The organism is Streptomyces sp. NPDC014006 (assembly GCF_043088925.1).
In the GTDB taxonomy this organism is placed as follows: domain Bacteria; phylum Actinomycetota; class Actinomycetes; order Streptomycetales; family Streptomycetaceae; genus Streptomyces.
This window is the reverse complement of the sequence record NZ_JBICAJ010000002.1, coordinates 229,923-243,674: the sequence shown is the minus strand read 5'-3', so window position 1 is coordinate 243,674 and position 13,752 is coordinate 229,923. Positions and strand designations below refer to the sequence as shown.

General features: G+C 72.0%; 10 protein-coding genes and 1 pseudogene. 6 read left to right on the top strand and 5 right to left on the bottom strand.

From position 1 onward, the window contains the following. The first annotated feature begins 1 nt into the window (after window position 1). The gene (locus tag ACF1GV_RS07570) at window positions 2-2,182 is read left to right on the top strand and encodes a 3-hydroxyacyl-CoA dehydrogenase NAD-binding domain-containing protein (protein ID WP_391678913.1); all 2,181 of its coding nucleotides are present in this window, start codon (window positions 2-4) and stop codon (window positions 2,180-2,182) included. 9 nt (window positions 2,183-2,191) lie between these two features. On the opposite strand, the gene ACF1GV_RS07565 is transcribed toward ACF1GV_RS07570, so the two are convergent. Further along, complete coding sequence (locus ACF1GV_RS07565; protein ID WP_391678912.1) at window positions 2,192-2,890, bottom strand: MerR family transcriptional regulator; 699 nt, start codon at window positions 2,888-2,890, stop codon at window positions 2,192-2,194. Window positions 2,891-3,142: 252 nt separating this feature from the next. Here ACF1GV_RS07565 and ACF1GV_RS07560 point away from each other — a divergent pair, with 252 nt between their 5' ends. The 3 genes and pseudogenes from ACF1GV_RS07560 (at window position 3,143) to ACF1GV_RS07550 (ending at window position 5,685) form a co-directional block, all read left to right on the top strand. Beyond that, window positions 3,143-4,600 (top strand): amino acid permease, encoded by a 1,458-nt coding sequence (locus ACF1GV_RS07560; protein ID WP_391678911.1) that lies wholly within the window; start codon window positions 3,143-3,145, stop codon window positions 4,598-4,600. Window positions 4,601-4,642: 42 nt separating this feature from the next. Then, window positions 4,643-4,720, top strand: a pseudogene (locus ACF1GV_RS07555) (Appr-1-p processing protein); the annotation flags it as partial. Window positions 4,721-4,767: 47 nt separating this feature from the next. Then, entirely contained in the window at window positions 4,768-5,685 is a 918-nt protein-coding gene (locus ACF1GV_RS07550) for a PfkB family carbohydrate kinase (RefSeq protein ID WP_391678910.1), read from the top strand. A 164-nt stretch (window positions 5,686-5,849) separates the two neighbouring features. On the opposite strand, the gene ACF1GV_RS07545 is transcribed toward ACF1GV_RS07550, so the two are convergent. Further along, on the bottom strand, window positions 5,850-7,346 hold the full coding sequence (locus ACF1GV_RS07545; protein WP_391678907.1) for a M1 family metallopeptidase: 1,497 nt from the start codon (window positions 7,344-7,346) through the stop codon (window positions 5,850-5,852). 213 nt (window positions 7,347-7,559) lie between these two features. Here ACF1GV_RS07545 and ACF1GV_RS07540 point away from each other — a divergent pair, with 213 nt between their 5' ends. Further along, window positions 7,560-9,503: a Xaa-Pro dipeptidyl-peptidase gene (locus tag ACF1GV_RS07540; RefSeq protein WP_391678904.1), complete on the top strand. Its 1,944-nt coding sequence runs from the start codon at window positions 7,560-7,562 to the stop codon at window positions 9,501-9,503. Window positions 9,504-9,522: 19 nt separating this feature from the next. Here the strand turns inward: ACF1GV_RS07540 and ACF1GV_RS07535 are convergent, their stop codons facing one another. Further along, a complete protein-coding gene (locus ACF1GV_RS07535; protein ID WP_391678903.1) occupies window positions 9,523-10,476 on the bottom strand; it encodes an FAD-dependent oxidoreductase in 954 nt (317 codons plus the stop codon). Between the two features lie 400 nt (window positions 10,477-10,876). Here ACF1GV_RS07535 and ACF1GV_RS07530 point away from each other — a divergent pair, with 400 nt between their 5' ends. Beyond that, window positions 10,877-12,514, top strand: a complete 1,638-nt coding sequence (locus ACF1GV_RS07530) for an ABC-F family ATP-binding cassette domain-containing protein (RefSeq protein ID WP_391678900.1) — start codon at window positions 10,877-10,879, stop codon at window positions 12,512-12,514. Here the strand turns inward: ACF1GV_RS07530 and ACF1GV_RS07525 are convergent. Both ACF1GV_RS07525 and ACF1GV_RS07520 read right to left on the bottom strand, forming a co-directional pair. Further along, entirely contained in the window at window positions 12,511-13,101 is a 591-nt protein-coding gene (locus ACF1GV_RS07525; protein ID WP_391678898.1) for a DinB family protein, read from the bottom strand. The genes ACF1GV_RS07530 and ACF1GV_RS07525 overlap by 4 nt on opposite strands. A gap of 49 nt (window positions 13,102-13,150) precedes the next feature. Further along, entirely contained in the window at window positions 13,151-13,723 is a 573-nt protein-coding gene (locus tag ACF1GV_RS07520) for a putative glycolipid-binding domain-containing protein (protein ID WP_391678897.1), read from the bottom strand. Window positions 13,724-13,752 lie beyond the last annotated feature (29 nt).

Sequence of the window (13,752 nt, the reverse complement as noted above, 5' to 3'; positions counted from 1 at the left end):
CATGAGCACTGAGCCCACCACCATCCGCTGGGAACAGGACGACACCGGTGTCGTCACCCTCGTCCTCGACGACCCCAACCAGTCCGCCAACACCATGAACCAGGCCTTCCGCGATTCGCTGGCCGCGGTCGCCGACCGCCTGGAGGCCGAGAAGGACTCGATCCGCGGCGTCATCGTCACCTCCGCCAAGAAGACCTTCTTCGCCGGCGGCGATCTGCGCGACCTCATCCGGGTCACCCCCGAGACCGCGCAGGACCTCCTCGACGGCGGCATGGCCATCAAGCGCAACCTGCGCCGCATCGAGACCCTCGGCAAGCCCGTCGTCGCCGCGATCAACGGCGCGGCCCTGGGCGGCGGCTACGAGATCGCGCTGGCCTGTCACCACCGCGTCGCCCTGGACGCCCCCGGCTCCAGGATCGGCTGCCCGGAGGTCACCCTCGGCCTGCTGCCCGGAGGCGGCGGCGTCGTGCGCACCGTCCGGCTGCTCGGCATCACCGACGCCCTGCTGAAGGTCCTCCTCCAGGGCACCCAGTACAACCCGCGCCGCGCCCTCGACAACGGCCTGGTGGACGAGGTCGTCGACAGCCACGAGGAGCTTCTCGCCCGGGCCCGCGCCTTCATCGACGCCCACCCCGAGTCCGAGCAGCCCTGGGACCGCCCCGGCTACCGCATCCCCGGCGGCACCCCCTCGAACCCGAAGTTCGCCGCCAACCTGCCCGCCTTCCCGGCCAGTCTGCGCAAGCAGACGGGCGGCGCCCCCTACCCGGCGCCGCGCAACATCCTCGCCGCCGCCGTAGAGGGCGCCCAGGTCGACTTCGAGACCGCGCAGATCATCGAGGCCCGCTACTTCGTGGAGCTGGCCGCGGGCCAGACCTCGAAGAACATGATCCAGGCGTTCTTCTTCGACCTGCAGGCCGTCAACTCCGGCGCCAACCGCCCGAAGGGCGTCGAGCCCCGCAAGGTCCGCAAGGTCGCCGTGCTCGGCGCCGGCATGATGGGCGCCGGCATCGCCTACTCCTGCGCCCGCGCCGGCATCGACGTCGTCCTCAAGGACGTCGCCCTGGAAGCCGCCGTCAAGGGCAAGGGCTACTCCGAGAAGCTGTGCGCCAAGGCCGTCGCCAAGGGCCGTACGACGCAGGAGAAGGCCGACGCGCTGCTCGCCCGCATCACGCCCACCGCCGATGCCGCCGACCTCGCGGGCTGCGACGCGGTCATCGAGGCCGTGTTCGAGGACACCGCGCTCAAGCACAAGGTGTTCCAGGAGACCGAGTCCGTCGTCGCGCCGGACGCGCTGCTGTGCTCGAACACCTCCACGCTGCCCATCACCACGCTCGCCGAGGGCGTCGAGCGGCAGACCGACTTCATCGGGCTGCACTTCTTCTCGCCGGTCGACAAGATGCCCCTGGTGGAGATCATCAAGGGCGAGCGCACCGGGGACGAGGCCCTCGCCCGCGCCTTCGACCTGGTGCGGCAGATCAACAAGACGCCGATCGTCGTCAACGACTCGCGCGGCTTCTTCACCTCCCGGGTCATCGGCCACTTCATCAACGAGGGCGTGGCCATGGTCGGCGAGGGCATCGAGCCCGCGTCGGTCGAGCAGGCCGCGGCCCAGGCCGGCTACCCGGCCAAGGTGCTCTCCCTGATGGACGACCTGACGCTGACCCTGCCCCGCAAGATCCGGAACGAGACGAAGCGGGCCGTGGAGGAGTCCGGCGGCACCTGGACGGCGCACCCGGCCGAGGCCGTCATCGACCGGATGGTCGACGAGTTCGGCCGCACCGGCCGCAGCGGCGGCGCCGGCTTTTACGAGTACGGCGAGGACGGCAAGCGGCTGCGCCTGTGGCCGGGCCTGCGCGAGCACTTCACGCAGGAGGGACGCGAGATCCCCTTCCGCGACATGCAGGAGCGCATGCTGTTCTCCGAGGCGCTGGACACCGTCCGGTTGCTGGAGGAGGGGGTGCTGACCTCGGTCGCCGACGCCAACATCGGCTCGATCCTCGGCATCGGCTTCCCCGGCTGGACGGGCGGCGTGCTGCAGTACATCAACGGCTACGACGGCGGTCTCCCCGGCTTCGTGGCACGCGCGCGTGAGCTCGCCGAGCGCTACGGCGAGCGCTTCACGCCGCCGGCGCTGCTGGTGGAGAAGGCGGAGACGGGGGAGACCTTCACGGACGGGCGCTGAGCGGCCGTATCACTCATCGGCGCTGTCCAGCCACTCCCGCAGCTCATCCTTCAGCGACCGCTGGAAGGTCGTGAGCAGTGCCTGCACCACCAGTGGGTGCATATGGGCGGACAGTGACTTCACATCCTGCGGGCCGCGGTCGGCGACCGCGGCCCGCAGCAGTCCCGACAGCTCCCGCGCGGCTGCACGGGAGTGCTCGATCAGCACGGTACGGGCGGCGAGGACCGTCTCCTGCGACAGCGGTACGTCCAGCAGCCCGACGCCGAGCCGCAGCAGCCCGGCGTCGACGCGGAACGCGTCCCCGTCCGGCACGACCACGTCCATGGCCGTCAGCCGCCGCAGGTCTTCGTCGCCGAGCGCGCGGCCCGCCCGCCGCTCCAGCTCCTCCCGGCTCACCGACTCCACCGTGTCCGGCGCCCACGACGCCACCACCGCGCGGTGCAGGGCGAGGTCGCGGGCGCTCAGGTCGGCCGGGAGCTGCCGCAGATACCGCTCGATCGCCGCCAGCGTCATCCCCTGGCGCTGGAGCTCCTCGATCAGCGCCAGGCGCGCGAGATGACCGGGGCCGTAGTGGCCCACCCGGCGCGGGCCCAGCACGGGCGGCGGGAGCAGACCCTTGGTGCTGTAGAAACGGACCGTGCGCACGGTGACGCCCGCGCGGGCGGCCAGCTCGTCGATCGTGAGGGTCGGCTCCTCGGTCGTCGTCATGTGCAGCAGTATCACTGTCTCACCGGTGCTGTGACACCTGTCGTGCGAGGAGTGGACCGCTCGTCCGCCCTGGTGAACGCGCCGTGAACCCCATGTGAGAAGAACCGCTCTGTGACATGGACCATCGCATGAGAAGTGATCCAGCGGGGAAGCTGCTGCCTTGGTCTGTGCCGTGAGGGGGTGGTGCGGGCCAAGCCACGTACGAGTCCCGAGGGCAACCCGCTCGGGCCGCACCAGAGAGTGGAACCACCCGTGAGCAAGGAAGCCGTGCACACGGCACAGGCCGCCGCCCACCCCGCGGCGACCGCAACGCCCGCGGACGCGGGCGACGCCGGTTACAGCAAGGACCTCAAGCACCGCCACGTCAACATGATCGCGATCGGCGGCGCGATCGGCACCGGCCTCTTCCTGGGCGCCGGTGGCCGACTGCACAGCGCGGGCCCCGCCCTCGCGCTGGCCTACCTCGTCTGCGGCATCTTCGCCTTCTTCGTGGTGCGGGCGCTCGGCGAGCTGGTCCTCTACCGCCCCTCCTCCGGATCCTTCGTGTCGTACGCGCGCGAGTTCCTCGGCGAGAAGGGCGCATACGTCGCCGGCTGGATGTACTTCCTGAACTGGTCGACGACCGGTATCGCCGACATCACCGCGATCGCGCTGTACACGCACTACTGGAGCCTGTTCACGCCCATCCCGCAGTGGGTGCTGGCGCTGATCGCGCTCGCGGTGGTGCTCGCCGTGAACCTCATCTCCGTGAAGATCTTCGGCGAGATGGAGTTCTGGTTCTCGATCGTCAAGGTGGCCACGCTCGTCGCCTTCATGCTGATCGGCATCTTCCTGCTGGCCACGCAGCACGAGGTCGGCGGTCACACGCCCGGCCTCAGCATGGTCACCGACCACGGCGGCGTCTTCCCGCACGGCGTCATGCCGGTCGTCCTGGTCATGCAGGGCGTGATCTTCGCGTACGCGGCGCTGGAACTGGTCGGTGTCGCGGCCGGCGAGACCTCCGAGCCCGAGAAGGTCGTCCCGCGCGCGGTGAACTCGATCATGTGGCGGGTCGGTCTGTTCTACGTCGGTTCCGTCGTCCTGCTGGCGCTGCTGCTGCCGGGGTCGGTGTACTCCGGTGACCAGAGCCCCTTCGTGACCGTGCTGTCGAAGATCGGCGTGCCGGCGGCCGGCGACGTGATGAACCTCGTCGTCCTGACCGCGGCCATGTCCTCGCTCAACTCCGGCCTGTACTCCACCGGCCGCATCCTGCGCTCCATGGCGATGGCGGGCTCGGCGCCGAAGTTCACCCGCGTGATGAGCCGCACCCAGGTGCCGTACGGCGGCATCCTGCTGACCTGCGGAATCTGTGTGCTCGGCGTGGGCCTGAACTACCTGATGCCGAGCCAGGCCTTCGAGATCGTGCTGAACGTGGCCTCCCTCGGCATCATCAGCACCTGGGTGATCATCATGATCTGCCATCTGGTCTTCGTGCGCCGGGCCAAGGCGGGCCTGGTCACCCGGCCGCACTTCCGCCTGCCGGGCAGCCCCGTCACCGAGATCGCGACGGTGGCGTTCCTGCTGGCCTGCCTCGGCATGATGTGGAACGACCCCGAGGTCGGCCGCAAGACGCTGCTCCTGATCCCGCTGATCGCGGTGCTCCTGGTCGCCGGCTGGTTCGCCGTGCGCCGCCGCGTGGCCCAGAACGCGGAGTACGAAGTCACGCAGTAGCAGCCCATGGCCACTGTCGGTGGCACCCCCTAGGGTGGCGTCATGTCGGAGATCACATATGGCCGGGGTGACGCCACCGCGCCGCCGGTCAAGGGCGTCAAGCTGATCGCCCACGTCTGCCGGTCACGGCAGAGCGCCGTGACGGTCCACGACCACGGGCAGGGGCTGTGAGCCGGGACCTCGACGTTCTCGTGCTGGGCGGGGCCGGGGTGGACACGATCGTCCAGGTGCCCGAGCTGCCGCTGCCCTATGCCGACAGTTACATGATCGACTCCGGCATCCGTACCCGCGCCGGCCAGACCGGCGACTTCGTCTCGCTCGGTCTGGCCGCCCTGGGCCTCGCCGTCCACCATGTCGACCTGCTCGGCGACGACCCGGAGGGCGACCTGGTGCGCGACCTGCACCGCGACCACGGCATCGCGCTCACCGCGATCCCGCAGCCGGCCGGCACCAAACGCGCGGTGAACCTGGTCGGCCCGGACGGCCGCCGTCTGTCGCTGTACGACACCAGCCGCAGCCGCCCCGGCGACCGGCTGCCCGAGGACACCGTCCGCCGCCTCGCCGCCACCGCCCGGCACGCGCATGTGTGCATCACCCAGCCGTGCGCCGACGCCCTGCCGGCGCTGCGCGCGGCCGGCGTGACGATCTCCACCGACCTGCACGACTGGGACGGCGAGAACCCCTACCACGAGCAGTTCGCCTACGAGGCCGACATCGTCTTCCTGTCGGCCGCCGCTCTGACCGACCCCGAGGGCACCCTGCGCCGCATCGCCGCCCGGGGCCGCGCCCGCCTCGCGGTCGCGACGGCCGGGGCGGAGGGCGCCCACCTGCTGGCCGAGGGCACCCTGACCCGCATACCGGTGGCGGCGCCGCCCGCACCGGTGGTGGACTCCAACGGCGCGGGTGACGCCTTCGCCGCCGGCTTCCTCTTCGGCTTCCTGACCGGCGAGCCGCCGCAGCGCTGCGCCTTCTACGGCACACTGGCCGGCGCCCACGCCTGCACGGTCCCGGCGACCCGCACGGCCGCCCTCGGCCGCACCGAGCTCCTGGCCCGGGCGACCGAGGCGGAACCCGTCACCGGCTAGCCGACCCGGGGCCACAGCCCCGAGGCGGCCGGCAGGCCCGTCGTCGCACCCTCCGTGTCGGCCGGCGGGCCCGGAGTCGCACCCCGCCGGCCGGCCGGGTCGGCCTCAGCCTCCGCGTCGGCCGGCAGGGCCTGCGTCACCCGCCCGCCGGCCCCGCCTTCCGCTCAGTGCCCGTGCACCTCGTTCGTCGCCGCGATCTTCTTCCAGGACTTCGGCTGGGCGGCCGGGGCCGCCGAGGTCCGGGCGAAGGATTCCGCGCGGGCCGCCGGAGCGCTCGGCTTCACCGGCTGGTACAGCCAGGTGTCGAAGAGGGCCGCGAGCGGCTTGCCGGAGACCTGCTCGGCGTAGCGCTGGAAATCGGCCACCGACGCGTTGCCGTACGCGTACTGCTGCGGCCAGCCCTTCAGGATCCTGAAGAACGCGTCGTCACCGATCTCGTTGCGCAGCGCCTGGATGGCCAGCGCGCCCCGGTCGTAGACCGCGATGTCGAACTGGTTGTCCGGACCCGGGTCGCCCGGCTTCACCGTCCAGAAGGGGTCGTCGGCCGGGTGCGATGCGTAGGTGTAGTCCGCGAGTTCCTGCGTGGTGCCCTCGCCCTCGTGCTCCGACCACAGCCACTGCGCGTACCGCGCGAAACCCTCGTTGATCCAGATGTCCTTCCAGCCCTTGAGCGACACACTGTCGCCCCACCACTGGTGGGCCAGCTCGTGCACGACGACGGAGGTGTTCGCGCCGTTCGCGAACTGCCGCGGGCTGTAGTAGACGCGCGTCTGGGTCTCCAGCGCGTACCCGGTGGTCGTGTTGGGCACATAGCCGCCCGCCGACGAGAACGGGTACGGGCCGAAGTAGCCGCTCAGCCAGTCGACGAGCTCCCCGGTGCGCTCCACGCTCGCCCGGGCCGCGCCGTCGTTGTCGCCGAGGTCCTTGCTGTAGGCGTTGACGACCGGGACGCCGCCCTCGGAGGTGGACGTGGTGACGTCGAACCTGCCCAGCGCCAAGGTGGCCAGATAGGTCGCCTGCGGCTTGTTCTCACGCCAGTTCCACCGCGTCCAGCCGAGCTTGGAACTCGTGGACTGAAGCGTGCCGTTGGAGAGGGCCTGGGTTCCGTCGGGCACCAGCACCGACACGTCGTAGGTGGCCTTGTCCAGCGGATGGTCGTTGCTCGGGAACCACCACCAGGCCGCTTCCGGCTCGTTCGCCCCGATGCCGCCGTCCGGGGTGCGGTGCCAGCTCGTGAAGCCGTACGCCTTCTTCGACGACGGTACCCCGCTGTAGCGCACGACGACGGTGACCGCCGTCCCCTTCGGCAGCGGCGTCCTCGGCGTGATCACCAGCTCGTGCTCGCCCGACGTCGTGAAGGCCGCCTTGGCCCCGTTGACCCGGACCTCGCTCACATCCAGCAGGAAGTCCAGGTCGAACCGCGACAGATCCTGCGTGGTCCGCGCCAGGATCGTCGCGGTGCCCTCCAACTCGTCGGTGGCCGGCTGGTACTTCAGCCTCAGGTCGTAGTGGGAGACGTCGTATCCGCCGTTGCCGTAGGCCGGGTAGTAGGGGTCGCCGATGCCCGGGGCGCCGGGGGAGAAGCTCGCCGCCGATGCCGGGATCGCCAGCAGGACGGAGGCGGCGGCCAGTGCGCCCGGCGCGATGATTCTGCGGTGCACGAAAGCTCCAAGTCGTAGGGGACCGAAGTTCGTTCGAGCCTATTGAGTCCCTCCGCCTCCGGTCATGTCCATGGTCCCTCCTGTCACACGATCGCCATTCAGCCGTCATGACCGAAGCCGTTCCACGCTCCTCACGGCCTGCTCGCCCGACACGGCTCACCGGCCCCCGTATGCGCTCTTCTGCACGGGAGTTGACCGATGTACCGTCCGCGCATGCCGAAACGCACCCGCTTCACGACCACAAGAACGCTCGTGACAGCCGCGGTCGCCGCCCTGGTGGCCGCTCTCCTCACCCCGGCCGCCGCGCACGCCACCCCGCGCGAGAGCCGGCCCGTCTACTCGTACGCGCACGCCATCCGCGAAGCCGTCTGGGTGGACACCGGACTCGACGGCGACGGCGACGGCCGCACCGACCGCGTCGCCGCGGACATCGTCCGGCCCAGCGAGCCTGCCGCGCAGGGCCGCAAGGTGCCCGTCATCATGGACGCCAGCCCCTACTACTCCTGCTGCGGCCGCGGCAACGAGAGCCAGAAGAAGACCTACGACGCACACGGCGACATCCTCCGGATGCCGCTGTTCTACGACAACTACTTCGTTCCGCGCGGCTACGCCGTCGTCGGCGTCGACCTCGCCGGTACCAACCGCTCCGACGGCTGCGTCGACGTCGGCGGCCGCTCCGACGTCCTGTCCGCCAAGGCCGTGATCGACTGGCTGAACGGCCGCGCGAAGGCGTACACCTCCCGAACCGGCACCACCACCGTCACAGCCGGCTGGACCGACGGCCGCACCGGAATGATCGGCAAGAGCTGGGACGGCACCATCGCCAACGGCGTCGCCGCGACCGGCGTCAAGGGCCTGAAGACCGTCGTCCCGATCAGCGCGATCTCCTCCTGGTACGACTACTACTTCCAGCAGGGCGCTCCGCTGTACGACTCCGGCCCCGAGTGGCTGTCCGACTACGTCGAGAGCCCCGACGCCCACGCCAAGTGCGCGGCCGTACAGCAGAAGCTGGTCGACGGCGCGCCCCGCAGCGGCGACTGGACGCCCCTGTGGACCGAGCGCGACTACGTCAAGGACGCGAAGAAAGTCCGCGCCAGCGTCTTCCTCGTGCACGGCATGCAGGACCTCAACGTGCGGACCAAGCACCTCGGCCAGTGGTGGGACGCCCTCGCGAAGAACGGCGTGAAGCGCAAGATCTGGCTCTCCCAGACCGGGCACGTCGACCCCTTCGACTTCCGCCGCGCCCCGTGGGTCGACACCCTGCACCGCTGGTTCGACCACGAACTCCTCGGCTACGACAACGGCATCGACCGCGAACCGATGGCCGACATCGAACGCCACCCCGACCAGTGGGTGACCTCGCACGTCTGGCCCCCGAGCGGCACCCGGCTCACCACCCTGCGGCCCGCCCCCGGCACCGAGTCCGGCGTCGGCACCCTCGGTCTGCGCCCGGCCACCGGCACCGCGACCTTCACCGACGACCCGAAGCACAGCGAGACCGACTGGGCGGCCCAGATCGACCGGCCGACCCCCGACAAGGCCGGCTTCACCACCGCGCCGCTCACCCGCGACCTGCGTCTGTCCGGCTCCTCCAAGGTCACCGTCACCGCGACACCGACCACCAGCACGGCCCATCTGTCGGCGGTCCTCGTCGACATCGGCCCGGCCACCGTCCGGGACTACGCCGACGCCGGCGAGGGCATCATCACCCTCACCGAACACACCTGCTGGGGCGCGAGCACCGCGGGCGACAGCGCCTGCTTCAAGGAGACGCGGGCCAAGACCACCGACGTCGGCTACACCGTCGTCAGCCGCGGCTGGGCCGACCTCGGCACCTGGGCCCACCCGGGCAAGGGCGCGCCGCTCGTGCCGGGCCGGTCGTACACGATCACCGTCGACCTGGCGGCGACCGACCACGTCGTGCCCAAGGGCCACCGGCTGGCGCTGATCGTGGCCGGCACCGACAAGGACCTCATCGATCCGCCGTCCACCACCCCGACCCTCACCCTCGACCTGTCCCGGACCTCCGCCCGGCTCCCGCTGGCCGGCGGTGCCGGTGCCTTCGCCCGCGCCACGGCCGGAGCGGCCACCCCGGCCCAGCACCCGACGACGCTGAACGGCGTGCACGGGCCGCGCACCACCCCGCGCGTGCCCTGACCCCCACGAGAGCCGCCCCTCAGGAGGGGGCGGCCAACGCGGCCGCCTCCTCCGCACAACCCCACGCCACGGTGACGCCCGCGCCGCCGTGCCCGTAGTTGTGCACCACCACCCGCCCGTCCGGCCGCGGTTCGCGCTCCAGCCGGACCGCGTCCCGGGCGGGCCGCAGCCCCACCCGGTGCTCCAGGACGCGCGCCCCGGCCACCTCCGGCCGCAGCGCCGCACACCGCCGTACGATCGCCTCGGCCACGGCCGGGTCGGGCTCGGTGGACCAGTCGCCGTCCTGCGCGGTGCCGCCCAGCAGCAGACGGTCGGTGTGCGGCAGCAGATAGGCCAACTCGCCCTCGGCGGTGGTCGAGACGACCCAGGTGCGCACGCCGGGGTTCTCCACCACGACCAACTGCCCCCGCACCGGCCGCACCGCCGGATCGGGGACGAGCCGACGGGCGCCCAGACCCGTGCAGTTGACCACCACCGCGGCCGGCACCCGGTCCAGATCGGACACCGTGCGCTCCTCGACGATCCCGCCCGCCGCCGTGAACCGCCGCCGCAGCCACGGCAGATGCACCGCCATGTCGATCAACGGCAGCCGCGCCCACACCCCCGACCCGGCGTACTCCTCCTTCACGGAGGCCCGCAGCCCCGGCAGCCGGGCGGCAGCCCATCCCGCGACCTCCTCCAGCTCCGTCTCGCCCAGCACCCCGTCGACCAGGCGCACGCCGGTCGCCTCCGGGCGCTCCGCCAGCTCCTCGTACACGTCCAGGGAGCGCAGTGCCCACGCCCGCGCCGAGGCCACCGGTTTGATGTGGTACGGCCACCACAGCGCACCGGCGACCGCCGATGTCGTCCGCTCCACCGGGTCCCGCGTCCACACGCGCACCCGCCGGCCGCGCTCGGCGAGCACCACGGCGGTGGTCAGCCCCACGACCCCGCCACCGACCACGATCACGTCGTCCCTGCGCTCACTTTCCACACCGGGACGGTAGCGGAACGTGTCAGCGCTCACATCGGTGACGACGCGGGAATGCTCACCGCATGTCTGCCGTGCTTCGCCGAACGGTGCGCGGCCTGCTGCGCGAGGCCGAGGCGCCGCTGCCCGGCGGGCGGTCCGTCATCACGGCTGCCCCGAGTGCGCCGACCTGGCCTGCGGGCGGTCACCGCGGTCATCGAACACGCCCTGGACCGCAGCCCCGTCGGCAGCGCCGCCTGACCCGCCCGGGGCGAGGCGGGTCGAGGTCACCTCGCCGTGCCGGGTGCGGTAGACGGCGTACCGTGTGGACCGGCCCTCGCCACACCCACGGGATCTTCGACGGCATCCTCGAGACCGGCAGGCACCGCGTCCTGCTGGACGCCCCGTTAGGATCGGCGCCCTGATGACTGCCACTCTCGTCGCCAAGAACCTCGCCGCCGGGCACGGCGACCGCTCGCTCTTCTCCGGGCTCGACCTCGTCGTCGCGCCCGGCGACGTGATCGGGCTGGTCGGTGCCAACGGCGCGGGCAAGTCCACGCTGCTGACCATGCTCGCCGGGCTCCTCCCGCCCGAGCAGGGCGAGCTTCGCCTGTCCCCGCCGACGGCCACCGTGGGCCACCTCCCGCAGGAACCCGAGCGGCGGCCGGGGGAGACGGTCCGGGAGTTCCTGGCCCGCCGCACCGGCGTCGCCGCCGCCCAGCGGGCCATGGACGAGGCCACGCAGGGGCTGGTCGACGGGGCGCCCGGCGCTGACGACGCGTACGCGGTGAGCCTGGAGCGCTGGCTCGCCCTCGGCGGCGCCGACCTCGACGAGCGCGCGGAGGAGGTCGCCGACTCCCTCGGTCTGGCCGTGGGTCTGGACCAGCCGATGACGTCGCTGTCCGGCGGCCAGGCGGCCCGCGCCTCCCTCGCCTCACTCCTGCTGTCGCGCTACGACGTCTTCCTCCTCGACGAGCCCACCAACGACCTCGACCTGGACGGCCTGGAGCGTCTCGAACGCTTCGTGAGCGGGCTGCGCGCGGCCACGGTCGTCGTCAGCCACGACCGCGAGTTCCTCACCCGCACGGTCACCAAGGTGCTCGAACTCGACCTCGTCCAGCAGCAGATCAACCTCTACGGCGGCGGCTACGACGCCTACCTGGAGGAGCGCGAGGTGGCCCGCCGCCATGCACGCGACGACTACGACGAGTACGCCGACAAGAAGTCCGCGCTGGAGGACCGGGCGCGCACCCAGCGCGCGTGGATGGACAAGGGTGTGAAGAACGCCCGGCGCAAAGCGGGCGACAACGACAAGATCGGCCGCAAGTTCCGCAGCGAGGCCAGCGAGAAGCAGGCCGCGAAGGCCCGCCAGACGCAGCGGCTGATCGAGCGCCTCGACGTCGTCGAGGAGCCGCGCAAGGAGTGGGAGCTGCGCATGGAGATCGCCTCCGCCCCGCGCTCCGGCGCGGTCGTGGCGACCCTGCGCGACGCCGAGGTCCGGCGCGGCGACTTCACCTTCGGCCCGGTCTCCCTGCAGATCGACTGGGCGGATCGGGTGGCGGTCACCGGTGCGAACGGCGCCGGCAAGTCCACCCTGCTCGGCGCCCTGCTCGGCCGTGTCCCCCTGGCCGCCGGGCACGCCGCGCTCGGCTCGGGGGTGCTCGTCGGCGAGGTCGACCAGGCGCGGCGGCTGTTCCACGGCCCGGAGTCCCTGCTGGACGCCTTCTGCGCGGCCGTCCCCGACACCGAACCGGCCGAGGTCCGCACGCTGCTCGCCAAGTTCGGCCTCAAGGCCGGCCATGTCGTGCGCCCGGCGGCGACGCTCTCCCCGGGCGAGCGCACCCGGGCCGCCCTGGCGCTCCTGCAGGGCCGGGGCGTCAACCTCCTCGTCCTCGACGAGCCGACCAACCACCTCGACCTGCCGGCCATCGAGCAACTGGAATCCGCGCTCGACGCCTACGAGGGCACCCTGCTCCTGGTCACCCACGACCGCCGCATGCTGGACGCCGTCCACGTAACCCGCCGCCTGGAGGTCGCGGACGGCAAGGTCACCGAACGCTAGGGGGCGTCTCCGCCGTACAGGCCGGCCGCCTCCTTCGCCGCCCGCTCCACGCGGGCCACGTGCCCGGGGTCGTGCGGTGCCACGTTGCCGCCGCCCGCCCGCTGGCCCGCGGTGCCGTCGATCAGCTCCCGGACGATGTCGGCGTGCCCGGCGTGCCGGTGCGTCTCGCCGATCATGTGAGTGAGCACCCGGTGCAGGGTCAGTTCGACGCCTGGGCCGCCGGGCAGCCGGCCCACCGCGTCCAGCGGCAGCGCCTCGATCGTGGCGTCCGCGTGCGCCCACGCCCGCCGGTACCCGGCGACGATCCGCGCGCGGGGCTCCTCGGGCCGGGCCCACAGGTCAGCGTCCGGTTCGGCGTCGCCCGCGATCCACAGTGCCGGCCCGTCGAAGGGCCGCCCGAAGGTCGCGCCGAAGTACAGTGCCTCGGCGCCGGTCAGGTGCTTCACCAGGCCCAGTAGATTGGTGCCGGTCGGGGTCAGCGGGCGGCGGACGTCGTACTCCGAAACTCCCTCCAGCTTCCAGAGCATGACCTCGCGGGCGTCCTGGAGGCAGCGGCGGAGGTCTTCCTTGGGTTCGGTCGCGCTCATGCGGCCAGTCTGCCGACGCGACGATCTTCCTTCACCCTGTTATTCCGCGTTATTCCGCCGCGATCCGTGTCGCCAGCCGCGGATAGTGGACGACGAACCCGTCCGCGTCGATCTCCAGGTCGCTGCGGAAGGAGCCGGAGGCGTAGCGGACGCGACCGCCTCCGCCGGACAGGCGGGCGAGATGGGTGTAGGTCTGCCGGGACGGGCGTACCACCAGGCCCGGCACCGACACCCAGGCCATCAGGAACTCCTGCTCGCCCACTGCCCGGTGCAGCGCGTGGCGCAGCAGCGGCATGGTGTTGGTGAGCGGGCTGAGCCCGAGGTCGCAGTCGAGGGCGCCGGTCAGCGGGGGCAGGGGTTCCCCGTCGGCGCTCCAGCCGCCGCGGCCGTCGTGGCGCAGCTCCAGGGTGCGGGTGCGGGCGGCGGTCTCCGCGGTCACCAGCAGCCGCCGCGTGACGAAGTCCTCCGCGGTTTCCAGCTCGTAGGAGATCCAGTACGGCTCCGGCGTGGTGCCGACCGCCCGTCCCCGGGCGTGCAGGGCGCCCGGGCCGCAGTCGACCCACGCGGTCTCGTACCCACCGCTCGCCGGCACGTCCCAGGTGAGCACACGCGAAGTGGTCATACGGCCACTGTACGAGCGCGCCCGGTTCC

Excerpts from the sequence above, each read along its gene's own strand:
- ACF1GV_RS07570 (WP_391678913.1), top strand. The coding sequence starts at position 2 with ATGAGCACTGAGCCCACCACCATCCGCTGGGAACAGGACGACACCGGT.
- ACF1GV_RS07565 (WP_391678912.1), bottom strand. The coding sequence starts at position 2,890 with ATGACGACGACCGAGGAGCCGACCCTCACGATCGACGAGCTGGCCGCC.
- ACF1GV_RS07540 (WP_391678904.1), top strand. The coding sequence starts at position 7,560 with ATGCCGAAACGCACCCGCTTCACGACCACAAGAACGCTCGTGACAGCC.
- ACF1GV_RS07530 (WP_391678900.1), top strand. The coding sequence starts at position 10,877 with ATGACTGCCACTCTCGTCGCCAAGAACCTCGCCGCCGGGCACGGCGAC.
- ACF1GV_RS07525 (WP_391678898.1), bottom strand. The coding sequence starts at position 13,101 with ATGAGCGCGACCGAACCCAAGGAAGACCTCCGCCGCTGCCTCCAGGAC.
- ACF1GV_RS07520 (WP_391678897.1), bottom strand. The coding sequence starts at position 13,723 with ATGACCACTTCGCGTGTGCTCACCTGGGACGTGCCGGCGAGCGGTGGG.